This window comes from Streptomyces rapamycinicus NRRL 5491 (assembly GCF_024298965.1).
Taxonomy (GTDB): Bacteria; Actinomycetota; Actinomycetes; order Streptomycetales; family Streptomycetaceae; genus Streptomyces; species Streptomyces rapamycinicus.
In genome coordinates, this window is sequence record NZ_CP085193.1 from 11,587,072 (window position 1) to 11,611,774 (window position 24,703).

General features: G+C 71.2%; 18 protein-coding genes. 9 read left to right on the top strand and 9 right to left on the bottom strand.

Annotation, left to right across the window (positions count from 1 at the left end):
- The first annotated feature begins 147 nt into the window (after positions 1–147).
- Together LIV37_RS47505 and LIV37_RS47510 are read left to right on the top strand one after the other, a co-directional pair.
- The gene (locus LIV37_RS47505; protein WP_121826530.1) at positions 148–738 is read left to right on the top strand and encodes a TetR/AcrR family transcriptional regulator; all 591 of its coding nucleotides are present in this window, start codon (positions 148–150) and stop codon (positions 736–738) included.
- Positions 735–2,264 (top strand): MFS transporter, encoded by a 1,530-nt coding sequence (locus tag LIV37_RS47510; RefSeq protein ID WP_020874232.1) that lies wholly within the window; start codon positions 735–737, stop codon positions 2,262–2,264. Before LIV37_RS47505 ends, LIV37_RS47510 begins: the two co-directional genes overlap by 4 nt.
- Here the strand turns inward: LIV37_RS47510 and LIV37_RS47515 are convergent.
- Positions 2,204–2,623 (bottom strand): Dabb family protein, encoded by a 420-nt coding sequence (locus LIV37_RS47515; protein ID WP_020874233.1) that lies wholly within the window; start codon positions 2,621–2,623, stop codon positions 2,204–2,206. The two genes, LIV37_RS47510 and LIV37_RS47515, sit on opposite strands and share 61 nt — an antisense overlap.
- 125 nt (positions 2,624–2,748) lie before the next feature.
- On the opposite strand from LIV37_RS47515, the gene LIV37_RS47520 reads away from it, so the two are divergent.
- Positions 2,749–3,411 (top strand): TetR/AcrR family transcriptional regulator, encoded by a 663-nt coding sequence (locus LIV37_RS47520; RefSeq protein ID WP_121826529.1) that lies wholly within the window; start codon positions 2,749–2,751, stop codon positions 3,409–3,411.
- A gap of 51 nt (positions 3,412–3,462) precedes the next feature.
- Here LIV37_RS47520 and LIV37_RS47525 read toward each other — a convergent pair whose 3' ends face one another.
- Positions 3,463–6,840: a pyruvate carboxylase gene (locus LIV37_RS47525; protein ID WP_020874235.1), complete on the bottom strand. Its 3,378-nt coding sequence runs from the start codon at positions 6,838–6,840 to the stop codon at positions 3,463–3,465.
- A gap of 233 nt (positions 6,841–7,073) precedes the next feature.
- On the opposite strand from LIV37_RS47525, the gene LIV37_RS47530 reads away from it, so the two are divergent.
- A complete protein-coding gene (locus LIV37_RS47530) occupies positions 7,074–10,301 on the top strand; it encodes an NACHT domain-containing protein (protein ID WP_020874236.1) in 3,228 nt (1,075 codons plus the stop codon).
- A 95-nt stretch (positions 10,302–10,396) separates the two neighbouring features.
- Here the strand turns inward: LIV37_RS47530 and dgoD are convergent, their stop codons facing one another.
- On the bottom strand, positions 10,397–11,542 hold the full coding sequence (gene dgoD, locus LIV37_RS47535) for a galactonate dehydratase (protein ID WP_020874237.1): 1,146 nt from the start codon (positions 11,540–11,542) through the stop codon (positions 10,397–10,399).
- A gap of 137 nt (positions 11,543–11,679) precedes the next feature.
- Here dgoD and LIV37_RS47540 point away from each other — a divergent pair, with 137 nt between their 5' ends.
- A complete protein-coding gene (locus LIV37_RS47540) occupies positions 11,680–13,299 on the top strand; it encodes a GMC oxidoreductase (RefSeq protein ID WP_121826714.1) in 1,620 nt (539 codons plus the stop codon).
- Positions 13,300–13,325: 26 nt separating this feature from the next.
- On the opposite strand, the gene LIV37_RS47545 is transcribed toward LIV37_RS47540, so the two are convergent.
- From LIV37_RS47545 to LIV37_RS47560, 4 genes are all read right to left on the bottom strand, one after another.
- Positions 13,326–15,158 (bottom strand): glycoside hydrolase family 15 protein, encoded by a 1,833-nt coding sequence (locus tag LIV37_RS47545; protein WP_020874239.1) that lies wholly within the window; start codon positions 15,156–15,158, stop codon positions 13,326–13,328.
- A 241-nt stretch (positions 15,159–15,399) separates the two neighbouring features.
- Positions 15,400–16,338 carry an ATP-grasp ribosomal peptide maturase gene (gene tgmB / locus LIV37_RS47550; RefSeq protein ID WP_020874240.1) on the bottom strand — a complete coding sequence of 313 codons (939 nt, stop codon included), beginning with the start codon at positions 16,336–16,338 and terminating at the stop codon, positions 15,400–15,402.
- A gap of 15 nt (positions 16,339–16,353) precedes the next feature.
- Entirely contained in the window at positions 16,354–16,545 is a 192-nt protein-coding gene (gene tgmA / locus LIV37_RS47555) for a putative ATP-grasp-modified RiPP (RefSeq protein ID WP_020874241.1), read from the bottom strand.
- 240 nt (positions 16,546–16,785) lie between these two features.
- Positions 16,786–17,577, bottom strand: coding sequence for a class I SAM-dependent methyltransferase (locus tag LIV37_RS47560; protein WP_020874242.1), 792 nt, complete (start codon positions 17,575–17,577; stop codon positions 16,786–16,788).
- A 235-nt stretch (positions 17,578–17,812) separates the two neighbouring features.
- Between LIV37_RS47560 and LIV37_RS47565 the strand changes: the two genes are divergently transcribed.
- Both LIV37_RS47565 and LIV37_RS47570 read left to right on the top strand, forming a co-directional pair.
- Entirely contained in the window at positions 17,813–19,144 is a 1,332-nt protein-coding gene (locus tag LIV37_RS47565) for a sensor histidine kinase (RefSeq protein ID WP_020874243.1), read from the top strand.
- On the top strand, positions 19,141–19,803 hold the full coding sequence (locus LIV37_RS47570) for a response regulator (RefSeq protein WP_020874244.1): 663 nt from the start codon (positions 19,141–19,143) through the stop codon (positions 19,801–19,803). Before LIV37_RS47565 ends, LIV37_RS47570 begins: the two co-directional genes overlap by 4 nt.
- Positions 19,804–19,836: 33 nt before the next feature.
- Here the strand turns inward: LIV37_RS47570 and LIV37_RS47575 are convergent, their stop codons facing one another.
- Positions 19,837–20,898 (bottom strand): mechanosensitive ion channel family protein, encoded by a 1,062-nt coding sequence (locus LIV37_RS47575; RefSeq protein ID WP_020874245.1) that lies wholly within the window; start codon positions 20,896–20,898, stop codon positions 19,837–19,839.
- Positions 20,899–21,190: 292 nt separating this feature from the next.
- Between LIV37_RS47575 and LIV37_RS47580 the strand changes: the two genes are divergently transcribed.
- Positions 21,191–22,399, top strand: coding sequence for an MFS transporter (locus tag LIV37_RS47580; RefSeq protein WP_020874246.1), 1,209 nt, complete (start codon positions 21,191–21,193; stop codon positions 22,397–22,399).
- A 39-nt stretch (positions 22,400–22,438) separates the two neighbouring features.
- Here the strand turns inward: LIV37_RS47580 and LIV37_RS47585 are convergent, their stop codons facing one another.
- Positions 22,439–23,350, bottom strand: a complete 912-nt coding sequence (locus LIV37_RS47585) for an endonuclease/exonuclease/phosphatase family protein (protein WP_121826527.1) — start codon at positions 23,348–23,350, stop codon at positions 22,439–22,441.
- Positions 23,351–23,591: 241 nt separating this feature from the next.
- On the opposite strand from LIV37_RS47585, the gene LIV37_RS47590 reads away from it, so the two are divergent.
- Entirely contained in the window at positions 23,592–24,602 is a 1,011-nt protein-coding gene (locus LIV37_RS47590) for a sulfotransferase family protein (RefSeq protein WP_020874248.1), read from the top strand.
- Positions 24,603–24,703 lie beyond the last annotated feature (101 nt).

Below are 24,703 nucleotides of genomic sequence, written 5' to 3' on the forward strand. Positions count from 1 at the left end.
TTCTTTACCCGAGAATTGGTTCAGGTAGCTGAACAAAATCTGACGCCTTCTGGCGTATATGGTGGCATCTCCGTCCCTCATTTTGAGCGTTTGTTCGTTCTTATGAACTCGTAGACAGTGTCTACGCACCTCTGGTAGACAGTGTCTATGGCTGAGCGTGAGCAGGACACAGGTCTCCGGTCCCGGTTGGTGGACGTTGGAGTGCAACTGGTGGACGAGGAGGGCGTCGGGGCCCTTTCGCTGCGGGAGATCGCCCGCCGGGCCGGGGTGTCCCACGGGGCCCCGCGGCGGTATTTCCCGACGCACCTGTCCCTGCTGTCCGCCATCGCGCGCCGCGGCTTCGAGAGCCTGGCCGCCCAGGCCGGTGAGGTGATCGCCGCCCATGAGGGTGATCCGCGTGAGCAGTTGACGGCGCTGGCGCGGAGCTGGCTCGACTTCGCGCGGACCGACTGCGGCATGTTCGAGCTGATGTTCCGTCACGATCTGCTGGAGAGCGGCCATTTGGGCCTGCGGGAGACGAGCCTGCCGCTTTTCGCCACCCTCGTCGACCTGGTCGCCAGGGCGCGGCCGGACTCCGGCACGGAGCCACGGATCGTCGCGGGCGCGCTGTGGGCGAATCTGCACGGCATCGCCCAGCTGTGGGGCTGGGGCAGCCTTCAGCTCGCGGTGGGGGGCGACGACCCCGAGCCGCTGCTGCGGGCCGCGCTCGACGCACACCTCGGCCCGGAGGCCCGATGAACTCCCCGCGCGGACGGCGCCTCACCCTCGTCGCGAGCGTCACCGGGGCCGTGATCGTCGCACTGGACGGCACCGTGCTGACCGTCGCCCAGCCCCGGCTGCAACGGGACCTGGATGCCACGTTCGCCCAGGTCCAGTGGACCAGTACCGGATATCTGATCGCCGTGGCGAGTCTGCTGGTCTTCGCGGGCCGCCTCGGCGACCGCTACGGCCATCGGCGCGTCTTCGCCCTCGGAATGCTGGGCTTCGGCGCCGCCTCGGCGGGCATCGGGCTCGCGGGCGGCATCGGCTGGGTGATCGGACTGCGGGTCGCCCAGGGGGTCTTCGGGGCGCTGCTGCAACCCGCCACCCTCGGGATGCTGCGGGCCGCGTATCCGCCCGACCGGCTCGGCAGGCCCGTCGCGGTGCGGACCGCCGCCATCGGGCTGGCGGCCGTGGCCGGTCCGCTGGCCGGCGGGGCACTGACCACCCATCTGGGGTGGCGGGCGGTGTTCTTCGTCAATGTCGCGCCCGCCCTCGCCATGGGGCTGGTGGCACTCGCCGTCCGCGCCCCTTCGGCACTTGCCTTCCAGACCCCGGCGGCACTCGCGGTCCACGCCCCGGCGGTGCCCCGTGAGACCGCCCGGCCGAGGCTCGATCTGCCCGGTGCGGGCCTGCTCGCGGTGGCGCTCGCCGGGCTGGTGCACACGCTCGTCGGCATCCCCGAAACCGGCTGGACGGTGGCGACCGCGCTCGGGCTCGGCTGCGCCGTGGTGGCCGGGGGCGTCTTCGTACGGCATGAGCGCCGGACGGCGGATCCGCTGGTGCCGCCCGGCGTGCTGCGGTCGGGCGCCGCGGGCCCGGCGCTCGGTGTGCTGGTGGCCGCGTCGGCCGCACTGTTCGGGGCGCTGTTCCTCGGCACGTACTACCTCCAGGACGCGCTCGCGCTTGATCCGCTCGACAGCGGGCTGCGGGCGCTGCCGCTCGCGGCGATGATGGTGCTGGCCGCGCCGGTGGCGGCGATGCTGACGCGTCGTCAGGGGCCTCGCCGGACGGCGGTGGCGGGGATGGTTCTGGTGGCGGCCGGTGTGCTGCTGATGTCCCGTCTCGGCCGGGGCTCGGGCGCCGAGGCGATCGGTGGCTGCTTCCTCCTGCTGGGCGCGGGCTTCGCCACCGTGATGGTCACCGCGACCACCGTCGTCGTACGCGACGCGTCCGTGGACACCGCCGGGGTGGCGGGCGGGCTCCAGCAGACCGCCATGAACATCGGGCCCGCGCTGGGAGTCGCCGCCGCGACCACGCTGATGAGCGTGGCCGGGCGGGGCGACACCGCCGGACGGCCGCCCGGCGACGGGCCGCGCTTTGCGGCCGATGTCTTCCTCTCGGCGATGGGACCGGCGCTGACGGTCCTCGCGGCCGTGGCCGCGGCCGGTGTGCTGCCGGCCGCCATGCTGCCGGGCCGTGCGGCGGCGCGGCGGCCCGGGGATCAGCCGGTGGAAGAGCTCCCGGACGGACCCCCGAGGTCCGAGATCGCGTCGAGCGCCTGACCCCACCGCGGGTGCGTCGCCACCTTCCTCAGATGCATGCCCATGACCCGTTCGCCGAGGGTGGGGTCCATGTCGTCCGACAGCTGGAACGCCGAGAGCTTCGCGATATGGGGAAGGATCTCGTCGTCACCCGCGATATGCACCGGGTCGTGCAGGTACCGGTCCAGCGCCTCCAGATCGGCCACCGCCGCGCAGTAGGCGTGGGTGAAGCCCTCGGCGGAGTCGCCGAGGAACTGGCCGGCGGTGGAGAACGAGACCGCCTCCACCCCGCCCGTCCGGCGCATCGCCGCCAGAACCTTGGCCTTCTCCTTCTCCGTCGTGCCGTCCTTGAAGCTGAACCGCAACACATTGACCAGCATGGGTAGTTCCCTTCGTATATGAACTGGCGGGTTCAAATTAGTGGCCCGATCGGTCAATGAACAAGAGGGTTGAGATTCTTGAACCCATGAGTTCAGTTCGAGGTGTCGTGGGATACGATGCGCGGATGACGGCAGTGACAGCCTCGTCCGGGCGTAAGGTTCCGCGAGGGCGCATCGACAAGCGGCAGGCGATCCTTGACGCCGCGTTCACCGTCTTCGCGCGCCGGGGGTACGCACAGTCGTGTGTCCAGGAGATCGCGAATGAGGCGGGGGTCGCCAAGCCCACGGTGTACAACCACCTCACCGACAAGGAGACCTTGTTCCGCCATGCCATCGAGGCCGCCGCCGATGCCGTGATGGCGGAGAACCTCGCCGTCGTCGAGCGGCTGCGCGAGCCGGGCGACGATCTGCGCGCCGCCCTGGAGGACATGGCGTACCGGATGCTCCAGGTGTGCTGCGGTGAGCGGTCCCGTGCGCTACGGCGGCTCACCTACGCCCAGGCGGCCGACTTCCCCGATCTGATCGAGACCGTCCAGGGGCGTACGGCCATCCGGCTCGGTGAGGCGCTGGCCGACCGGCTGGCCCGGCTGTCGCTGTCCGGGCGGCTGCGGCCGGGTGATCCGGCGCAGGCCGCGGAGCAGTTGCTCGCGCTGCTCACCGGCCCCATGGAGGTGAGGTCCCGGCTGGGCACCCACAAGGTCGCCACGGCCGAGACGCGCACGGTCGCCCGGTCCGCGGTGGACACCTTTCTGCGGGCATACGGAACCGCCGCCACCGGCCACCCCTGACCCGAGGGCCGGGGGGACCGGTGGCGGCGGCGTGTGGCGGGTGTGCTCGGCTCAGCTCAGGGCGACCAGCAGATCGCCGCCCTCCACCTGCTGAATCGTGTTGATGGCGATGCGCGACACGGTCCCGCCCTTCGGGGCCGCGATGGTGGCCTCCATCTTCATCGCCTCGATCGTGCCGATGGTGGCACCGGCCTCCACCTGATCGCCCTCGGCCACCGCCAGTGTCACCACACCCGCGAAGGGCGCCGCCACATGGCCGGGGTCGCTCCGGTCGGCCTTCTCGGTGGCCGGCACATCGGAGGCCGCCGAGGTGTCCCGCACCTGGACCGGGCGCAACTGCCCGTTCAGCGAGGCCATCACCGTGCGCATGCCGCGCTCGTCGGCGTCGCCGATGGCCTCCAGCTCGATCAGCAGCCGGACACCGGGCTCGAGGTCCACCGTGTACTCGTGCCGCGGGCGCAGCCCGTAGAAGAAGTCCTTGCTGTCCAGCACGCTGGTGTCGCCATGGGCCTGCCGGTGCGCCTCGAACTCCTTGGTCGGGCCGGGGAACAGCAGCCGGTTCAGCGTGGCCCGCGGATCCTTCTCCAACTGCTCCCGGTCCTCCGTGGACAGCTCCGCGGCCACCGGCTTGGCGGCGGCACGGCCCTCCAGCGCCTTGCCGCGGAACGGCTCGGGCCAGCCGCCCGGCGGATTGCCCAGCTCGCCGCGGAGGAACCCGATGACCGAGTCCGGGATGTCGTACCGGCCCGGCTCCGCCTCGAAGTCCTCCGGCGACACCCCCGCCCCCACCAGGTGCAGCGCGAGGTCGCCGACCACCTTCGACGACGGGGTGACCTTCACCAGATGACCCAGGATCCGGTCCGCCGCGGTGTACATCGCCTCGATGTCCTCGAAGCGGTCGCCGAGCCCCAGCGCGATGGCCTGGGTGCGCAGATTGGACAGCTGACCGCCGGGGATCTCGTGGTGGTACACCCGTCCGGTCGGCGAGGCGAGACCCGCCTCGAACGGTGCGTAGATCTTGCGCACGGCCTCCCAGTACGGCTCCAGTCCGCCGATCGCCTCGAGGTCGAGCCCGGTCGGCCGGTCGGAGTGGTCGGTGGCGGCCACGATCGCCGACAGCGACGGCTGCGAGGTGGTGCCCGCCATGGAGGCCACCGCGCCGTCCACCGCGTCCGCACCGGCCTGGACCGCCGCGAGATAGGTGGCGAGCTGACCGCCCGCGGTGTCATGGGTGTGGATGTGCACCGGCAGGTCGAACTCCCGGCGCAGCGCGGAGACCAGCTTCACCGCGGCCGGGGCGCGCAGCAGTCCCGCCATGTCCTTGATGGCCAGCACATGCGCGCCCGCGTCCACGATCTGCTCGGCGAGCCGCAGATAGTAGTCGAGGGTGTAGAGCCGCTCCGAGGGATCGGACAGGTCGGAGGTGTAGCAGAGCGCCACCTCGGCGATCGCGGAGTTGGTCTCCCGTACCGCGTCGATCGCGGGCCGCATCTGCCCGATGTCGTTCAGCGCGTCGAAGATCCGGAAGATGTCGATCCCGGTGGCCGTGGCCTCCCGTACGAAGGAGGTGGTCACCTCCGTCGGGTACGGCGTGTAGCCCACGGTGTTGCGACCGCGCAGCAGCATCTGGAGACAGATGTTGGGCACCGCCTCGCGCAGCTTGGCCAGCCGCTCCCAGGGGTCCTCGGCGAGGAAGCGCAGCGCCACGTCGTAGGTGGCCCCGCCCCAGCACTCCAGCGACAGCAGCTGTGGCACGGTCCGCGCCACCACCGGGGCCACGGCCAGCAGGTCCTTGCTGCGGACCCGGGTGGCCAGCAGCGACTGGTGCGCGTCCCGGAAGGTGGTGTCGGTGATACCGATGGTGGGCGACTCGCGCAGCCGGCGCGCGAAGCCCTCCGGACCCAGCTCGGTGAGCAGCTGCTTGGAGCCGGCGGGCGGCTCGGTGTCCGGCACCGGGGGCAGCTTGGTGGTCGCGTCGATCAGATGGGGCCGCTCGCCATGGGGCTTGTTCACCGTGATGTCGGCGAGATAGGTGAGCAGCTTGGTGCCGCGGTCGGCGGAGTGGCGCGCCGTCAGCAGATGCGGCCGCTGCTCGATGAACGAGGTGGTGACCTGCCCGGCCCGGAAGTCCGGATCGTCCAGCACCGCCTGGAGGAAGGGGATGTTGGTGGACACCCCGCGGATGCGGAACTCGGCCACCGCGCGCCGGGCGCGGCCGACCGCGGTGGCGAAGTCCCGCCCCCGGCAGGTCAGCTTGACCAGCATCGAGTCGAAATGGGCGCTGATCTCCGCACCGGAGTGGGTGGTGCCACCGTCCAGCCGGATGCCCGAGCCGCCCGGGGAGCGGTACGCGCTGATCATCCCGGTGTCCGGGCGGAAGCCGTTGGCCGGGTCCTCGGTGGTGATCCGGCACTGCAGCGCCGCCCCCCGCAGATAGACGGTGTCCTGGGCGAGGCCGAGGTCGGACAGCGTCTGACCGGCGGCGATCCGCAGCTGGGACTGGACGAGATCCACATCGGTGATCTCCTCGGTCACCGTGTGCTCGACCTGGATCCGCGGATTCATCTCGATGAACACATGGCGGCCGTCGCGGTCCAGCAGGAACTCCACCGTACCGGCGTTGCGATAGCCGATCTCCCGGGCGAACTTCACCGCGTCCTCGCAGATCCGGGCCCGCAGCTCCGGATCGAGGTTGGGCGCGGGGGCCAGCTCGATCACCTTCTGGTGGCGCCGCTGCACCGAACAGTCGCGCTCGAAGAGATGGATGACACCGCCCTGCCCGTCGGCGAGGATCTGCACCTCGATATGGCGGGGCTCCACCACCGCCTTCTCCAGGAAGACCGTGGAGTCACCGAAGGCGGACTCGGCCTCCCGCGCCGCCGCTTCGATGGACTCGCGCAGCGTCTCCCGGCTCTCGACCCTGCGCATCCCGCGCCCGCCGCCACCGGCGACGGCCTTGACGAACACCGGGAAGCCGAGCTCGTCCGCGGCCCGGACCAGCTCGTCCACATCGGTCGACGGCTCGGAGGAGCCGAGCACCGGCACCCCGGCCGCACGGGCCGCGGCCACCGCGCGCGCCTTGTTCCCGGTGAGCTCCAGGATCTGCGCGCTGGGCCCCACGAATGTGATCCCCGCCTCCTCGCACGCGCGCGCGAGATCGGGATTCTCGGACAGGAAACCGTATCCGGGGTACACCGCGTCCGCGCCCGCCTGGCGCGCCGCGTTGACGATCTCCTCGACGGAGAGATAGGCCCGCACCGGATGGCCCGGCTCACCGATCTCGTACGCCTCATCGGCCTTCAGCCGGTGCAGTGAGTTGCGGTCCTCGTGCGGGAACACGGCGACGGTTCTCGCGCCCAGCTCATAGCCGGCGCGGAAGGCGCGAATGGCGATCTCACCACGATTGGCGACCAGCACCTTGCGGAACATGCCCGATCCCTTCTACCTGCCCGTTACCAACACACACGCTTGTCGGCGAACCCTACTGCCGCCTGCCACGTGGGACGCCCGGGGTGTGATCGAGTTCTCGTGGATGGTGTGCGGCTCGGCATCCGGTCCTCCCGTCCATGGTCGCCGGGGATACACAGAGTGGCCCTGCGACCGCGTCGGGTGGTGCTATACATGGACCCGGAACGCCGCTTCAACGCTGGGATCGGTGGGGGATGGAGCCAGGAACCATCGGCGTCGGGGCGCGCGCGGCCTCGGCGGCGGCCGGTCCGCTGATCCGCAGACTGTTCGCCCAGCCGGCCCCGGGCGCCGAGCTGGTCCACCAGCCGGTGCGCATCTCCGGCCTGGTGGCCTGGCGGGGCGAGAAGCGGACCCTGACCGAGGACGACGTCCGCAAACTGGTCGAGGAACTGGTCGAGCGCGCGGCCACCGCCGACCCCAATGAGCCCGCCGTCCCCGAGGGCGAGCGTCAGGCCGTCACCGACGCGCTGACGACGACCCTGCTGGCCCTGGGCCATATCGGCATGGGTGACGTCCAGGCCGTACGCCTGGGGTACCGCACCCTCGCCCACACCCTCAAGAAGCGGGTCCCGCAGGCCACCCGCCAGCTCAGCTCGGACGGCACCCACCTCTACAACAGCCTGCTGGACCTCAGCTGTCTGCAGATCCTCCACTTCTTCAGCCAGCGCTCCACCTTCATCGCCCGCACCCTGGCCGAGGCCACCCAGCAGCTCCAGGAGCAGTCCCGGCAGCTCGGCATCCTCCTGGAGCGGGTCCCGCAGCCGGTGCGGGACGCCGGCTTCGAGCACCGCTACAGCGAGCACATCGTCGACAAGCACGGCATGCTCCGGATCCTCGGCCTCAGACTGCGCCACCAGGAAGGCGACAGCTGGCCCCTGGACGCCGCCTATCTGAGCCTGGAGGCCACCGCCCCCGAAGGCCCCGCCCCCGAGAGCCTCGCGCCCGAAGGCCTCGGCGCCTACCACCACCCCCGGCCGACCTCGGTGGCCCCGCGCCGGGTGGAGATGCTGCTCCAGGGGCAGCGCCGGGTACTGCTGCGCGGCCACGCCGGATCGGGGAAGACCACCCTGCTGCAGTGGCTCGCCACCACCACGGCCCGCCGCGCCTTCCCGGCCGAGCTCGACGAGTACAACGACTGCGTCCCCTTCGTCCTCCAACTGCGCACGCTCACCCGGCGCGAGGCGCTGCCCAGCCCCGCCGGCTTCCTCGCCGCGGTGGGCAGCGTCCTCGCCGACGCCCAGCCGGACGGCTGGGCGGTCCGCACCCTGGAGTCCGGGCGCGCCCTGCTGCTGATCGACGGGGTGGACGAGGTGACCCAGCACCACCGGGAGCGCACCCGGGAGTGGCTGCGCGAACTGCTCGCGGCCTACCCCGACGTGCGCTGCCTGGTGACCGTGCGCCCCTCCGCCGTCCAGGACGGCTGGCTGCGCCGCGAGGGGTTCGCCGAGCTGTGCCTGCTGCCCATGGGACGCGACGACATCGCCGCGTTCATCAGGCACTGGCACCGCGCGGCACGCGCCGAGTCCGCCGGTGAGCAGGAGCGCGCCCGGCTCGACGCGCTGCGGACGGCGCTCACCGAGACCGTGGCCGTCAACCAGAGCATCGCCCGGCTCGCCGAGAACCCCCTGATGTGCGCGCTGATCTGCGCCCTGCACCGGGACGAGCAGGCGCGGTTGCCACGGGACCGCAAGGGGCTCTACGAATCGGCGCTCGAACTGCTGCTGGTCCGGCGGGACGCCCACCGCAGCATCGACGCCCCCGAGGGCATCCACCTGTCCAAGGAGGCCCAGCTGCGGCTGCTCTCCCGCATCGCCGCCTGGTTCACGCTGCAGAAGCAGTCGGAAGCCGAGCAGGAGGACGTGGTCGAGGGCGTCCTCGCCGAGACGCTCCCCTCCATCCGGGAGGCCCAGGAGCAGGGCGGACCACAGGAGATCTTCCGCTATCTGCTGCTGCGCAGCGGACTGCTGCACGCCCCGACCGAGGACTCGGTCGCCTTCATCCACCGCACCTTCCAGGACTACCTGGGCGCCAAGGCGCTCCAGGAGACCCGCTACTTCAACACGATGGTGCGCAACGCCCACGACAACCAGTGGGAGGACGTCATCCGCATGGCGGTCGCCCACGGGGACCGCAAACAGTGCGGGCAGCTGCTGCGCAAGCTCATCAAACGCGGCGACGACGTGCGCAGGCACCGCCACCGCCTCCACCTGCTGGCGGCCGCGTGCCTGGAACACGCCACCGAACTGGACCCCGAGGTCCGGCGGGATGTGGAGGAGCGGATGGCCTCGCTCATCCCGCCGCGCACCGTCGAGGACGGCCACACCCTGGCGGCCGCCGGATCCGTGGTGCTGGATCTGCTGCCCAAGGAGCCGGACGGGCTGGGGGACGCGGAAGTGGCGGCCGTGGTGGCCACGGTCTGCCGGATCGGCGGCGAGCCCGCCCTGGGCCGCCTCAAGCGGTTCCGCCACCATCCCTCGCCCGCGGTCCACGGGCAGTTCATCGAGGCGTGGGACACCTTCGACTGCGGACTGTTCGCCCAGGAGATCCTGGCCCACCTGCCGGAGAACTCGCTGTTCACGGCGAGCTCCCGCGATCAGCTCCATGAGCTGCGCCGGATGGGCGGCCGGGCCACCGTCCAGTGCGCCGGCCCGATCAGGACCGTGGACTTCGCCACCGAGCTGGTGCCTGACGTCCTCAAACGCCTCAGCGTCTTCAACAACCCGCTCCTGGACGACCTGGCCTTTCTGCGCACCCTCCCGAGGCTCACGGAGCTGATGATCGGCCACTGCCCGGAGGTCAGAAGCGTCGAGGGGCTCGCCGGTCTGCCGATCGCCCTCCTCGCGCTGTACGCGACCACCGCGCTCGACGGCATGGAGGCCCTCGGCTCGCTGACCGCCCTGGAGACGCTGGCGCTCGATCTTCCACTGCCGTGCGGCGCGCTCGGCGATCTGCCCGTGGACGCGCCCCTCACCGCGCTCTACGTCGGCCCGGCCACGTATGCCACCTCCGGGATGCGGGGCATCGCGCGATGGCCGACCCTGCGGCACATCTCGCTCTTCGACTCGGTACGGCTCTCGGCGGCCGACCGGTCCGAAATCCTCTCCCTGCCACAGGTGGAGTCCCTCAGTCTCACCGGGGAGAGCGTCGCCCGGATGCGCGACGCCGTGCCGATGCCGGACGTCTCCCATCTCTCCCTCGCGGGCGCCCTGGAGGCCGAGGACCTCACCCCGCTGCGTGACGCGTTTCCGGGGCTGCGGCGGCTGTTCCTGTCCTGGCGCCCGGGCCAGGGGCCGGTGGTGGACCTGACGCCGCTGAGCGGGATGCGGGAGCTGATCGTGCAGGTGAGCAATGCCGAGCTGGTCAAGGGCGTGGGCCGGTTCCCGGACGGCCGCGCCCTGGTGGTCCCGGCGCCGTCGCGCTGAGCCGGGCGGCCACCGGCGACCGGCTCAGCCACGCTCGTACGGGACCGGGGCTCCCTCGTACGGGACCGGGGTTCTACGGTCTTACGGGAGGGGGCTCACCACTCGGCGAGCGAGCCGTCCGCGTGGCGCCACACCGGATTCCGCCAGGCGTGGCCACGGCGGTCGGCGGCGCGCACCGCGGCCTCGTCCACCTCGATCCCGAGCCCCGGGCGGTCGGTGCGCGAGAGCTGCCCGGCGGTGAACCGGAAGGGCTCCGGATCGGCCACGTAGTCCAGGAGTTCGGCGCCCTGGTTGTAGTGGATGCCGATGCTCTGTTCCTGGATGAGGAAGTTCGGGGTGGTGAAGGCGATCTGGAGACTGGCGGCGAGCGCCACCGGGCCGAGCGGGCAGTGCGGGGCGAGCTGGGCGCCGTGGGGCTCGGCGAGGGCGGCGATGCGCCGCAGTTCGGAGATGCCGCCCGCATGGGAGATATCGGGCTGGAGGATGGCCACCCCGGCCCGCAGCGGGGCGATGAACTCGCGTCGCGAGTACAGGCGTTCACCGAGCGCGATGGGGATGGGGGAGGCGTTCACCAGGTCCGGGACGATGTCCATGTGCTCGGAGAGCACCGGCTCCTCGACGAACAGGGGCGCCGCCTCGGCGAGCAGCGGCAGCAGCCGGCGGGCGTTGGCGGGAGAGACCCGGCCGTGGAAGTCGAGGCCGAAGTCGCGATCGTCGCCGAGGACCTCACGGGCGGTCTCGGCGCGGCGCACCGCGGCGCGTATCTCCGCGCGGGTGGCGACCGGGGTCATCCGGCCGCAGCCGTTCATCTTGACAGCGGTGAACCCCGCCTCGATCTGGGCGGTGAGCGCGTCGCGGATCTCCTCGGGCTCATCCCCGCCGATCCAGGCGTAGGCGCGGATCCGCTCTCGCACCGGACCGCCGAGCAGCTGGTACACCGGTACGCCGTAGTGCTTGCCCTTGATGTCCCACAGCGCCTGGTCGAGCCCGGAGACGGCGCTGGAGAGGACCGGTCCGCCACGGTAGAAGCCACCCTTGGTCATCACCTGCCAGTGGTCCTCGATCCGCATCGGGTCCCGGCCGATCAGATACTCCGTGAGCACCTCGACCGCGGCGCGGACCGGTTCGGCCCGCCCCTCGATCACCGGCTCACCCCAGCCGACCACCCCCTCGTCGGTCTCCACCCGGACGAACATCCAGCGCGGCGGGGCCAGGAATGTCTCGATACGAGCGATCTTCACGGGCGGTGTCCTTCCCTGGGAGGGGCGCGGCTGAGGGAATAAAGAATAAATTACGAGAACTTCGCATGGATTCGGGGCCGAAAAAGACCTTGCGTCACACCATGGCGAGTTCCGGCGATTCCGCCCATCATGCCGCCATGACAGCAAATCTGACGCGTCGTCATATTCTTGGTCTGGCCGCCCTGCAGAGCGCGGCGGCCCTCGGACTCACCCGTATCGGACTCACCCCGGCGGCCGCCGCCGAGAGCGCCGACCACTTCCCGGCCGTCGTCATCGGCTCCGGCTACGGCGGGGCCGTGGCCGCGCTCCGGCTCGGCGAGGCGGGCATCAGAACGCTCGTCGTGGAGATGGGCCGGTTATGGGACGACCCGGGCCCCGACGGCCGGGTCTACTGCTCGATGACCGCCCCCGACCAGCGCTCCATGTGGTTCAAGAGGAGAACTGAGGCACCCCTGTCCACCTTCCTGTGGCTGGACGTCATCAACAAGGACATCACCCCCTACCCCGGCGTCCTGGACCGCGTCCGCTACCCCGGCATGTCCGTCTACGTGGGCCGCGGGGTCGGCGGCGGCTCGCTGGTCAACGGCGGTATCGCGGTCACCCCGCCGCGCTCGTACTTCCAGCAGATGCTGCCGCAGGTGGCCGCGGACCCGATGTACGACACCTACTTCCCGCTGGCCAACCGCATGCTCGGCGCCACCACCGTGCCGTCGGCCTGGTTCGAGGCCACCGAGTGGTACACCTACGCCCGGGTCGCCCGCGCCCAGGCCGCCAAGGCGGGCCTGAAGACCGTCTTCGTGCCCAACGTCTACGACTTCGACTACATGCGGCGCGAGGCCGACGGAACGGCGGCCAAGTCCGCGCTCGCCCAAGAGGTCATCTACGGCAACAACTTCGGCAAGCGCAGCCTCGACAAGACCTATATCGCCGCCGCGCTCGGCACCGGTCAGGTCACCCTGCAGACGCTGAGCCGCGCCCGCGCCCTGCGGCGGGCGCCGGACGGCACCTATGTGCTCACCGTGGAGCGCGTCGACACCACCGGCACCGTCGTCGCCACCGACGAGATCACCTGCAACTCGCTGTTCCTCGGCGCCGGCAGCCTCGGCACCACCGAACTCCTGCTGCGCGCCCGGGAGACCGGCGCCCTCCCCGGGCTGAGCGCGGAGGTCGGCCGGGGCTGGGGCGGCAACGGCAATGTCATGCTGGGCCGCGCCAACCACGTGTGGAACCCGACCGGCGCCAAGCAGTCCACCATCCCGGTGATGGCGATCGACGACTGGTCCAACGCCACCAATCCGGTCTTCGCCGAGATCGCCCCGCTGCCGGCCGGCCTCGAGACCTGGGTCAGCCTCTACCTCGCCATCACCCGGAACCCCGAGCGCGCCACCTTCACGTATGACGCGACGAAGGACACCGCCGTACTCAACTGGACCCGCGCCCAGAGCGCTCCCTCCGTGGCCGCGGCCAAGGCGCTCTTCGACCGTGTCAACTCCGCGAACGTCACCATCTACCGCTATGACCTCTTCGGTGACACCCGGGCCTTCGCCGACGACTTCTGCTACCACCCGCTGGGTGGCTGCGTCCTGGGCCGGGCCACCGACGCGTACGGCCGGGTGACCGGCTACGACGGGCTCTATGTGACCGACGGCTCCCTCATCCCGGGCTCCATCGGCGTCAATCCGTTCGTCACCATCACCGCCCTGGCCGAGCGCACCATGGCCCGGGTCCTGGCCGAGGACCCCGTCGGTGGCCGGTGACCCCGCGGGGGGCGTGCCTCGCGCCGTCAGCCGAGGGCCCGGTCCAAGTTGAACGCGGCGCTGATGAGCGCGAGATGGGTGAACGCCTGCGGGAAGTTGCCGATCTGCTCTCCGGTGCGGCCGATCTCCTCGGCGTACAGCCCGACATGGTTGGCGTAGGTGAGCATCTTCTCGAAGGCCAGCCGCGCCTCGTCCACCCGGCCGGCCCGGGACAGCGCCTCGACGTACCAGAACGAGCAGATCGAGAAGGTGCCCTCCTCGCCACGCAGCCCGTCCGGGCTCGCCGTGGGGTCGTAGCGGTACACCAGCGAATCGGCCACCAGTTCCTCGCCCAGCGCGTCCAGGGTGGACAGCCACTTGGGGTCGGTGGGGGAGATGAACTTCGACAGCGGCATCATCAGCAGCGAGGCGTCGAGCACCTCCTCGCCCTCGCGCTGCACGAAGGCGCGCCGCCGCGGCGACCAGCCGCGGCGCATGATCCGGCGGTAGATGTCATCGCGCGCCGTCGACCAGCGGGACATGTCCGCGGGCAGTCCGCGGTGGCGGGCGATGCGCATCGCCCGCTCGATCGCGACCCAGCACATCAGCTGCGAGTACAGGAAGCGCTGTGGACCGGCGCGGGTCTCCCAGACGCTCATATCGGGCCGGTCCCAGTTGTCGCACACCCAGCCGACCAGCTTGCACACGGCGTCCCAGTGGTCGCTGGACAGCGGCTGCCCCCACTTGTCGTAGAGGTAGAGGGAGTCCACCAGCGCCCCGTAGATGTCCAGCTGGAGCTGGTGGACCGCCGCGTTGCCGACCCGGACCGGGGACGAGCCCAGATGCCCCTCCAGATGGGGGAGCATCTGCTCGGGGATCTCGCTGCGGCCGTCGATGCCGTACATGATCTGCAGCGGGCCACCGGGGCCGTCCCCCAGGGTGATGCCCTCGGACAGGAAGCGCACGAACGCCTCGGCCTCCTGGGTGAAGCCCAGCCTCAGCAGTGCGTAGATGCAGAACGCGGCATCGCGGACCCAGACGTAGCGGTAGTCCCAGTTGCGCTCGCCGCCGATCTGCTCGGGCAGGCTGGTCGTCGGGGCCGCCACGATGGCGCCGGTCGGCGCGTAGGTGAGCAGCTTGAGGGTGAGCGCGGAGCGGTGCACCATCTCCCGCCACCGCCCGCGGTAACGGGACTGCGCGAGCCAGCGGCGCCAGTAGCGGACGGTGGCGTCGAACAGCTCCTCCGCCTCCGCCTGCGGACAGTGCCGCGGCTGCACCGTACCGCCGATCCGGTCCAGCGCGAACACCGCGGCCTCGCCCTCGACCAGCTTGAACGTGGACACCGCGTCGGGCCCGTCGACCTCCACGGTGACGCCGGAGGTCAGCGCCAGCGACAGCTCCGGGGACTCGAAGATCGTGAGCCCCTTCTCGGCGCGCACCGTATGCGACTGCCGGCCGTAGTCGAACCGGGGTGCCACCCGGGCGGTGAAGGGCAGCGATCCGCGGACGCACAGCACCCGGCGGATCAGCCGGTGCCGGTCCGCCTCGCGCGAGTCGTCCACGATCGGCATGAAGTCCTGGACCTCGGCGACCCCGTCGTCCGCGAAGAAGCGGGTGATGAGGATGTTGGTGTCCGGGAAGTAGAACTGCTTCGTCCGGGCGGGCACCTCGGGTGTGAGCTGGAAGGAGCCGCCACGGCCGGCGTCGAGGACGGACGCGAACACACTGGGGGCGTCAAACCGGACCGGACAGTACCAGTCGATGGTGCCGCGCGTGTCCACGAGCGCGGCGGTGCGCAGATCGCCGATCAGACCGTGCTCGGCGATCGGCACATAGCGGGACGCGTCCGTCGGGTGGCGGATGCTCTCGGCGACGGTCATCGGAACCTCCCGCGCTGGGGGAGGGGCTGGAAACCCCTGGGCGGCGCGGACTCTCACTTCACCATACGACCGGCGGACCGGTCCGGCGCAGCGCCCGGCCCACCAGGGCGCCCCCGACGCCCCGGTGTCCGGGCGCCCCGGCGCCCGCGCCGCACACGACGGCCGCGGGCGCTGCCTCCGCGTCACCGGTCGCCACCGTATGTGGTCGCGGGAGCCGGAAAACCGGCGGGGCGCCCGGCCCTCAGTGCGGGGCGGCGCCGGGGGCCGCCAGCCAGGACGCGACCGCCGCCGCGATGGGCTGACCGGTCTCGAGCTCGACAAAGCCGAATTGCCCGCCCTGGTTGCACTCCAGGAACCACCACACGCCCTCGGCGTCCTCGGCGAAGTCGAAGGCCCCGTAGGCAAGACCGGTGAGCGTCATGTACTCATGCACGGACCGCACGATTCTGGCGGGCACCTCGACGGGTTCCCAGCGGTGTCCATGACAGCCATAGCGCCCGTCCACCTGGCCGGAGGCGGCGGTCTTGCGCGCCGCGAATAACTGACTGCCGACGCAGATCAGCCGGATGTCCGCCGCTTTGGGAATGTAGCGCTGGAGAAGGGTCGCCCCGGCCGCGACATCGGAGAAATCCGTGTCCGGTCCGATACGGGTGGTGGGCAGCGCGACCGGTGGATCGACGGACGGCGGACCGGAGGCGGATTTCACCACGATGTCCGAGTACTGGACGGCGAAATCGCGCGCCGCGCGCGGATAGGTGGTGACAAGAGTCGAGGGCACGGCGAAACCGCTGTGCTGGGCGACCCGCAACTGGAAGGGTTTGTGGCGGGCCGGTTCGGCGGCCGCGGGATGGTTCATCCAGCGTGCCGTTGTCCCGTAGAGCATCCCGTACAGGGCCTGTCCGCACTCGGCCGTCAGCCACTCCGACGGATTCGCCGCGTGCGCCGCCGGCCGCCCCGGCCTGCGCACCCAGATGGACCGCACACCGTGGATGCTGACGAGGCGTCCCTCGGTCGACAGAAATCCAGTGAAGTCACCACGGTCGAATTCGACCGACAGGGCGGCCTGATCCGGAAGGTCCGCCGGATCGAAACGCACCAGAGGGACGCCTTGTTCGCGCAGCTCCGCCACCACCAAGTCGGCAGTGACATCCTGGCGACAGGTCAGGATGAGTACCGTCATCGATGTGTGTGCAGGTCAGTCGTCGAAGTGCGTCTTGGAGCCGGCTGTGGACGTGGTCGTGCCGGTCGCCAGCAGCACCGCCCGGTCGGCGATGGCCGGACGGCCGTCGGAGAGGACATTCAACTGCAGGGCGGCGTTATAGGCGTAGGGAACACTGGCCGACGACCGCTCGGCGGGGATTGCGTGCTTCAGTACGAAGGGCTGCATGAGTGACCTCTTGGTGCTCCATGTATTCGTCTATCCACCACGCAACAGTACGTACTAAAAGTCTACGGCACTCACTACCAACGATTTTGTCCTGTGTAGGGCGATATGAAGTGTGTCACAGGCTTCGAAGGCAACATATGCCTCAGGAATTGCGTCTTCGAATAGTCGGCCTGTTCCCGGGGAGCACCGGGTCCGCCCCGCCGTTCCGAGGCGGACCACCGGGCTTGACCGCCCGTCGGGTCAGGACGTCCGTCCGCCCTCGCGGTGGGTGACGCGGATCTTCGACTGGCCGTGCGGCAGCTCCTCCCAGTCCGCCATGAAGCGCGCGGCCAGACCGTGTTTCTCCGCCAGGGCGATGAGCGTCTCGGTGCGGTAGTAGAAGTCCTCCCGCAGCACCTGGTGTTCCATGCCCTCGGTGCGGTCGAAGGTGAAGTCGAACCAGCCGCCAGGCGCCATGACACGGCCGACGTGGGCCAGGCACTCCTCTATGACCGGCAGTGGCGAGTGCGAGAACACGCTGTGCGCGTGCACCACGTCGAAGTGGGCGTCGGGCAGGAACCGCAGCGTCAGATCGCGGACCGGGGTGAGAGTGGGCAGACGGCCCTGCAGCCCCTGGCGCACCAGCGTGTCCTGCGCGGCCGCCAGGATGTCGGGCGAGATGTCGATGCCGTAGTAGTGGCCCGGCTCCAGATGGCTGATGAACCGCCAGCCCGCCCGCAGATTGCCACAGCCGATCTCCAGCATCCGGTGCTCCGGGCGCAGCCCGTGGCCGAGGAGATAGTCGAATTGCATCGCGCCCAGCGCCAGCCACCGCTCATGGCTGTGGCTGCCGACCGCCGCCTCCGGACTGGTACGGGTGTCCGACCTCATCACCGCGCGGTAGTACGCGACATGGTCCGGGTAGCGGTAGCGCAGCCAGGCGTCCCGGCCGGCGCGGACCAGATGGCGCGGTACGCGCTGCGGATGGCGCAGTGCGTAGGAGACCCGGTGGCCGAGGGCGGAGCGGTTGACGCTGAGGTTCTTGGCGGGCATGGGGACTCTCTCGTGCTGGTGGTGTGGACGCGGTGGCCTGGCGACCCATGCGTTCCCGCGTCGTCGTGGTCGGTACCAGCCTCGGCGCCGTGGCGGCGGCGGGGATCGGCGGAGCGGCCCCGGTCAGGAGGCGGTCCGGATGATCGCCGTATCAACCGATCGGATGATGCGGCGCCCGGTCCGGCGCGTTAGGACTGGCTGAGGGAGTGAACCGGAGAGCAGGGGAGGGGTCGGGGTGCGGTCGGCGGTCAGGGCGGTCGGGCGGTCCGGGTGGGCGCCGAGGCCGAAGGCGTGGTCGGCACCGTGGTCGGCGTGGTCCGGGCGGTCCGGATCCGACGGGCCGGACGATCCGGACGAGCGGTGGCTGACCGCGGTCCTGCACATCGCGTTCTTCCTGCTGCTGGGGTCCTCGCTGATCCGCTATCTGATCCGCGACACCGGCAGCGTGCCCAACGGCTGGGTCGTCGCCCTCTTCGTGGCCTTCGGCGCGCTCTATCTGCCCGGCCGGTGGCCGGCGCCCGCGCCGAGCCCCGGCGGCCGGCCCTCCGGCCGCTATCTGCTCTGGCTGACCGCGGTGCTCGCCGCATGGGTGGCGCTGCTGGTCCTCGCGCCGAGCGCCGCGTGGTGCGCCATGCCGCTGTTCTTCACCGGTCTGCACACCCTGCCCACCCGGTTCGCGGTGCCCCTTGCCGCCGTGCTCACCGCGCTGGTCGTCGCCTCCAAACTGCGGTTCATGCACGACGGCTTCGACCCCAACGCGCTGATCGCGCCGCCCGCCATCGCCGCCGTGGCCGCCGCCGTCCTCATCCATCTGCGGCGCCAGTCGGCGCGGCAGCGGGTGCTGATCGACGACCTGGTCCGCACCCGCCGCGATCTGGCCGCGACCGAGCGGCGGGCGGGGATCCTGGCCGAGCGCCAGCGGCTGTCCTCGGAGATCCATGACACCCTCGCCCAGGGCCTGTCCAGCCAGCGGATGCTGCTCCAGGCCGCCGACCGCACCTGGGAGACGGACCCGCAAGCCGCCCGGGGACATATGCGGAACGCGGCGGAGATCGCGTCCCGCAGCCTCACCGAGGCCCGCCGGTTCGTCCAGGACCTGGCCCCGGCCGACCTCGCCGAGGGCTCGCTGGCCCAGGCGCTCGGCGCGCTCGCCGAGCGGGAGAGCGATGCCGGTTCGGCGGTGGACTTCCGGCTCGACGGACCGCCCGGCCCGCTGCCCGAGCGGGTGGAGGCGGCGCTGCTGCGCATCGCCCAGGGCGCGCTGGCCAATGTGCGGGAGCACGCCGGGGCGAGCCGGGCCGCGCTCACCCTGACCTGCCTGGGCGACCAGATCTGTCTGGACATCGCCGATGACGGCCGCGGTTTCGACACCGACGCCGTCCCCGCCCCCGGCGCGGACCGGTCGCGCGGACACGGGCTCCCGGCCATGCGGGCCCGCGTACGGCAGCTGGGCGGCACGCTCACCGTCGAGTCCGTACCGGGCGAGGGAACCGTGGTCTCGGCCGCGATCCCCGTCGAACCCCTTCCTGCCTCCGTCCCCGACCGCCCCGTGGAGGCCACGCCATGAGCCCGACCCCGTCCCCGACGCCGTCGGCCACCCCCGCCATCCGGCTGCTGCTCTGCGACGACCACGCCGTGGTGCGGGCCGGGCTGCGGGCGCTGCTGGCCAGCACCGACGGCATCGAGGTGGTCGGCGAGGCGGGCAGCGGCGAGGAGGCCCTCGCCATGGCCGCCCGGCTCCGGCCCGATGTGGTGCTGATGGATCTGCAGCTCGGAGAGGGGATGGACGGGGTGACCGCCACCCGGCGGCTGGTCTCCGGCGATCCCCCCGCGCCCCGTGTCCTGGTGCTCACCATGTTCGACACCGACGCCGACATCACCCGTGCCATCGAGGCCGGGGCCACCGGCTATCTGCTCAAGGCCGAGCGGCCGGAGGAGCTGTTCGCGGCGATCCGGAACGCGGCCTCCGGCCGTACCGCGCTGTCGGCTCCGGTCGCCGACCGGGTGCTGGCCCGGATGCGCAGCCCGCGCCCCGCGCTTTCCGAACGGGAGCGCGACATCCTCCGGCAGCTGGCCCGTGGCCTGGGCAACCGGGAGATCGCCCGGGCCCTGTTCATCAGCGAGGCCACGGTCAAGACCCATCTGGGACGGATCTACGGGAAATTGGGGGTCGAGACCCGGGCCGGGGCGGTGGCGGTGGCCACCGAGCGGCGGTTGCTGCCTTGACGGCTGGCGGCTGGCGGCTGACGGCTGGGAGCGTCAGATCGCCGGCCGGCTGGGCAGCGGCGTCCGGTCCTGGTCGGGCAGTACGAGCGTCCGCGTGGGCAGCGGGATCTCGATCCCCTCGGCGCGGAACCGGCGGTGCAGCTCCTTCATGAACTCATGCTTGATGAGGTACTGGTCGCTGAACTCCAGGGCCCGCAGAAACACCGAGAAGTCGATGCCGGACTCTCCGAAGGTATGGAAGCGCACACTCGTCTCGTGGTCGACGACCCCGCCCTCGACCCCGGACATCACCTTCCCGGCGACCTCGATGGTCACCCGCTCGACATGGTCCAGATCGCTTCCGTAGCCGACCCGCGCCTGGACCATGACCGACATCTGCTGCTCGGGCTGGTGAAAGTTGGTCATGATGGTGTTGCCCAGCTTGGCGTTCGGGATGATGACGAGGTTGTCCGACAGCTGCCGTACCGCCGTGTTGCGCCAGTTGATGTCGACCACATACCCCTCCTCCCCACTGCTGAGCCGGATGTAGTGGCCGGGCTGCACCGTCTTGGAGGCCAGGATGTGCACCCCCGCGAAGAGGTTGGCCAGCGTGTCCTGCAAGGCCAGGGCGACCGCCAGACCACCCACGCCCAGGGCGGTGAGCAGGGGAGCGATCGAGACGCCCAGCGTCTCCAGCAGGATCAGCACGCCCATCGCCAGGACGGCGATCCGTGTGATGTTGACGAAGATGCTGGCCGTTCCCGCCACTCCGGAGCGGGACAGCGCCAGCGAGCGCACCAGATCGGCCACCACCCGCGCCGCCGTGACCGTGGTGACCAGGATCAGCACGGCCACGAGCGTCTGATTGACGTCATGGCCGACCGTGCGGTTCAGCGGCAGCGCTGCGGCCGCGGCGGCGACACCTGCGGCCATCGATGCCCACGGGGCCAGGGTGCGCAACGTGTCGACGATGATGTCGTCGCCGCTCCACCGGGTGGACCGGGCCCGCTCACCCAGCCAGCGCAGCGCCAAGCGCAGCAGCACACCCCCGGCCGCGCCGCAGACCAGCGCCGCTCCGACGACGATGACATCGTGCAAGGTGAGAGCCCGGTTCATCGGCCACCGTCCGCTATCCCGGAAAGCGCGTCAGAAGCGGCCGTGCGGCATGCCGTCGTCGGTGCGGCCCCCGGTCTGGAGTTCAGTGGAATCACCTTGTCACCTGCTCGTGCCTGGGTTCTACGGGCGGTGCCGGGGGTACATGTGTACGGCTCCGGCGTAAGGTGCCATCCTGCCGCATGCGATGAGGGCCGAATGACGGGATGCCCCGCTACCGCACGTAACCCGCCAGGCAGGGGGCGGCGCGCCACCGCGTTTGACGGACAGGTGTTTTGTGGTGGAATCGGGTCGTATGGATAGCCGCCGCGGTGACGTGGACGACGGGGGGCGGGGATGGCCGTTCCTGGCGGCCGCCTACGCCTTCGTGGTCACGATGTGCGGTACGACGCTGCCCACTCCGCTCTACTCGCTCTACCAGCGGGAGTTCGGCTTCTCCTCGTTCATGGTCACGGTGATCTTCGCCGTGTACGCGGCGGGGGTCATCGTCGCGCTGCTGCTGCTCGGAAGCGTGTCCGACTTCATCGGGCGACGGCCCGTCATGCTCGCCGCGCTGGTGCTGTCGGGCCTGAGTGCGGTGTGCTTCCTCCTCGCCCAGGGACTGCCGGAGCTGTTCGCGGGACGCACCCTGTCGGGGCTGTCCGCCGGTCTGGCCACCGGCACCGCCACCGTGACGGTGATCGAGCTGGCGCCCGAGCGTCGGCGCCGTGGCGCCACCCTCCTCGCGACCGGGGCCAACCTGGGTGGGCTCGGGCTCGGTCCGTTGCTGGCGGGGGTGCTGGCGCAGTACGCCCCGGCGCCGCTGAAACTGGTGTTCGTGGTGGACCTGGTGCTGGTGGCGGTCGGCGCCGCCGTGGTGCTCGCCCTCCCGGAGACCGTACGGAGGCGGAGCCGCCCGCCGCTGAGGCCGCAGCGGCTGCGGGTGCCCAAGGAGATGCGCTCGACGTTCGCGGCCGCGGCCATGGCGGGGTTCGCCGGCTTCGCCACGCTGGGCCTGTTCACCTCGGTGTCGCCCACGTTCCTGAGCGAGGTGGAGGGGGAGGGCAGTCTCGCGGTCGCAGGTGCCGTGGCGTTCTCCGTGTTCGCCGCCTCGATCGCCGGGCAGGCGCTGGGGGAGCGGCTGGGTCCGGGACGTTCGCTGCCCGGGGGATGCGCGGTGCTGGTGGCCGGTATGGCGGCCATCGCCGGCTCGCTCGCGATCGCGTCACTGGAGTTGCTGGTGCTGGGCGCCGTCATCGCGGGGACGGGTCAGGGTCTGTCGTTCCACGCGGCCGTACGGGTGGTGACCGAGCGCAGCCCGGCCGACCACCGCGCCGAGGTCACCTCCGCCCTGTTCGTACTGATGTATCTGGCGATCTCGATTCCGGTGATCGGCGTGGGCGCGCTCACGGTCGCGGTCGGGCTGCGGCCCGCCGGGCTGATCTTCACGGGCTGTGTGGCCCTGCTGGCCGTGACCACCCTGCTGCGGCTGCGGACGCTCTCCGCGGAGGCGCCCGGCCGCTGACGGGCCGTCGGCGGGGACCGTCTCTGAGGGGGCTCCGCGTTACAGCTCCAGGACCGTCCGCACCGGCAGATGGTCGCTGGGGAACTGGCCGTCCCGCGAGTAGGTGTCGATGACGGCGTGGCGGGTGCGCACACCGGGTGAGGTCAGGATCCAGTCGATCCGGTCGCCGTCGGGGACCAGCGGGCCAAAGCCGTGGAACGTCCCGTACAGCGGGCCGTGCCGCTCGGCGGTGTCCCAGGTGTCCACCAGCGTGCCGCCGCCCAGCATGGCGTCGTAGACCGGGTTGCCGTGGGCCGCCACATTGAAGTCACCGGTCACGATGCGGGGGAGCGCGGAGTCCAGAGCGCCGAGGCGCTCGGTGATCAGGGCGGCGGAGCGCTCACGGGCGTTCTGGCTCCGGTGGTCCAGATGGGTGTTGAGGGCGTAGAACTCCTTGCCGGTGTGCCGGTCGTGGAAGCGCACCCAGGTGACCATCCGGACCACGGCCCCGCCCCAGGTGTTGGAGCCGATCACATTCGGGGTGTCGGACAGCCAGAAGTGGTCGTACTCGAGGGGTTCGAGCCGCGTGGTGTCGTAGAAGACGGCCATGAACTCGTCCCGGCTGCCCCCCATCCGTCCGGTGCCGATCCACGAGTAGCGCTGCCCGAGGTCGTGGGCGATGTCGCGCAGCTGGCCGTACAGCCCCTCCTGAGTGCCCAGCAGATGGGGCCGGGCCTGGCGCAGCAGCTCCCGCATGACGGGGCGGCGCTGCCCCCAGGAGTTGGGCTCGGCGTCGCTCGCGTAGCGCAGGTTGAACGTCATGACGGCCAGCCGGGGACCGTCGGCGGGGGCGATCGGGGTGACGGGGGCGGCCGCGGCCACGTTCTGCGGCTGGGAGGCGAGCGGAAGCGCGACGGCCGCCGCGGCCGCGGCGCGCATACCGTGACGGCGGCTGAACACAGGTGCGGACATGGCTCCTCCAAGGTCTTGAAGGTGCGGTGACGGCCTCAAGTGTCGGACCCCGCGGTGTGCGGGGTGTGTCCTGCGGTGGCCGTCCGGTGGAACGTACGGTCACGCCGAGCCGACCTCAAGAGCGCCTGCGGGGACCACTGGTGACGAGGTATGCCACGAGTGGCGGGAGTGGCCGGGGGTGCGCGGGGGCGGCGATGGGTAGGGAGGCCGGTAGTCGTCGGAGACGGAAGGGGCACCTGGGGTGACCGTACGGCCGCTGACCTTCGTCGTGGGGACCGGACGCTGCGGTTCGACCGCTCTGTCGCGCATCCTGCGGCTGCATCCGGATCTGCTGAGCGTGAGCGAGCTGATCGCCTCGCTGGAGCCGGACGCGCTGCCCGGGGCGCCGCTGACCGGGGCGGAGTTCTGGCGGATCCTCGCCGCTCCGCGCTCGTTCGCCAACCGTGTCATCCGCGATGGCATCCCACTGCCCGAGTACCGGTATCCGCATGTCAAGGGGGGGCGGTTCTCGGTGCCGGGCGGTGGCATTCCGGCGGTGTGCATGATGACGCTGCCGCATCTCACCGACGACCCCGACGCGCTGTTCGACGCCCTGGAGCCAGAGCTGTCCCGGCGGCCCGCGGCGCCCGTGGCCGATCACTACCGGGCGCTGTTCGGACTGCTGGGGGAGCGGTTCGGCGGACGGGCCGTCGTGGAGCGGTCCGGCTATTCGCTGCGCTCGGTGCCCCGGCTGAGGGAGGTCTTCCCCGAGGCCCGGTTCGTCCACCTCCACCGGGACGGCGCCGACTGCGCGCTCTCCATGAGCCGCCACCCGGGATTCCGGCTGATCCAGCTGATGACGGAGCGCGCGACGAGCACCGAGGACCTTCCGGCCGGTCTCGCGGCGCTGCTCAGCGACGACGAGGCCGATCTGCGGCCGCTGTACGAACGGTCCGTGCCGGTGGCCGAGTTCGGCGAGCTGTGGTCGAGCACGATCGTCGAGGGGCTGGGGCATCTGTCGCGGCTCCCCGCCGCGATCCGGATGTCCCTGTCCTACGAGGGCCTTCTCGACGCGCCCGAGCGTGAGCTCACCCGGCTGGCCCACCACCTCGGGGTGGAACCGCTGCCGGAGTGGCTGGCGGCCGGACGCGCCCTGCTCGACGGCGACCGCCGCGGCACGGCCGCCGCGACCCTGCCGCCCGCCGAACTGACCGCCCTCCGCGAGAGCTGTGCCCCCGGCACCCGGGCCCTGAGCCTGGCCCACGGTGGGTGAGCGGGGCTCTGAGCCTGGTCCACGGCGGATGAGAGGGCCCCGGCGCCGGATGCGACAGGCGCGGCGCCGGAGACGACGGGCCCCGCACCGGATGCGATAGC

What these genes read in the sequence shown, in the direction of transcription:
- LIV37_RS47570 (WP_020874244.1), top strand. Translation starts at nt 19,141, where the DNA reads ATGAGCCCGACCCCGTCCCCGACGCCGTCGGCCACCCCCGCCATCCGG.
- tgmA (WP_020874241.1), bottom strand. Translation starts at nt 16,545, where the DNA reads ATGCAGCCCTTCGTACTGAAGCACGCAATCCCCGCCGAGCGGTCGTCG.
- LIV37_RS47585 (WP_121826527.1), bottom strand. Translation starts at nt 23,350, where the DNA reads ATGTCCGCACCTGTGTTCAGCCGCCGTCACGGTATGCGCGCCGCGGCC.
- LIV37_RS47510 (WP_020874232.1), top strand. Translation starts at nt 735, where the DNA reads ATGAACTCCCCGCGCGGACGGCGCCTCACCCTCGTCGCGAGCGTCACC.
- LIV37_RS47545 (WP_020874239.1), bottom strand. Translation starts at nt 15,158, where the DNA reads ATGACCGTCGCCGAGAGCATCCGCCACCCGACGGACGCGTCCCGCTAT.
- LIV37_RS47505 (WP_121826530.1), top strand. Translation starts at nt 148, where the DNA reads ATGGCTGAGCGTGAGCAGGACACAGGTCTCCGGTCCCGGTTGGTGGAC.
- LIV37_RS47540 (WP_121826714.1), top strand. Translation starts at nt 11,680, where the DNA reads ATGACAGCAAATCTGACGCGTCGTCATATTCTTGGTCTGGCCGCCCTG.
- LIV37_RS47580 (WP_020874246.1), top strand. Translation starts at nt 21,191, where the DNA reads ATGGATAGCCGCCGCGGTGACGTGGACGACGGGGGGCGGGGATGGCCG.
- tgmB (WP_020874240.1), bottom strand. Translation starts at nt 16,338, where the DNA reads ATGACGGTACTCATCCTGACCTGTCGCCAGGATGTCACTGCCGACTTG.
- LIV37_RS47530 (WP_020874236.1), top strand. Translation starts at nt 7,074, where the DNA reads ATGGAGCCAGGAACCATCGGCGTCGGGGCGCGCGCGGCCTCGGCGGCG.
- LIV37_RS47525 (WP_020874235.1), bottom strand. Translation starts at nt 6,840, where the DNA reads ATGTTCCGCAAGGTGCTGGTCGCCAATCGTGGTGAGATCGCCATTCGC.
- LIV37_RS47575 (WP_020874245.1), bottom strand. Translation starts at nt 20,898, where the DNA reads ATGAACCGGGCTCTCACCTTGCACGATGTCATCGTCGTCGGAGCGGCG.
- LIV37_RS47520 (WP_121826529.1), top strand. Translation starts at nt 2,749, where the DNA reads ATGACGGCAGTGACAGCCTCGTCCGGGCGTAAGGTTCCGCGAGGGCGC.
- LIV37_RS47560 (WP_020874242.1), bottom strand. Translation starts at nt 17,577, where the DNA reads ATGCCCGCCAAGAACCTCAGCGTCAACCGCTCCGCCCTCGGCCACCGG.
- LIV37_RS47515 (WP_020874233.1), bottom strand. Translation starts at nt 2,623, where the DNA reads ATGCTGGTCAATGTGTTGCGGTTCAGCTTCAAGGACGGCACGACGGAG.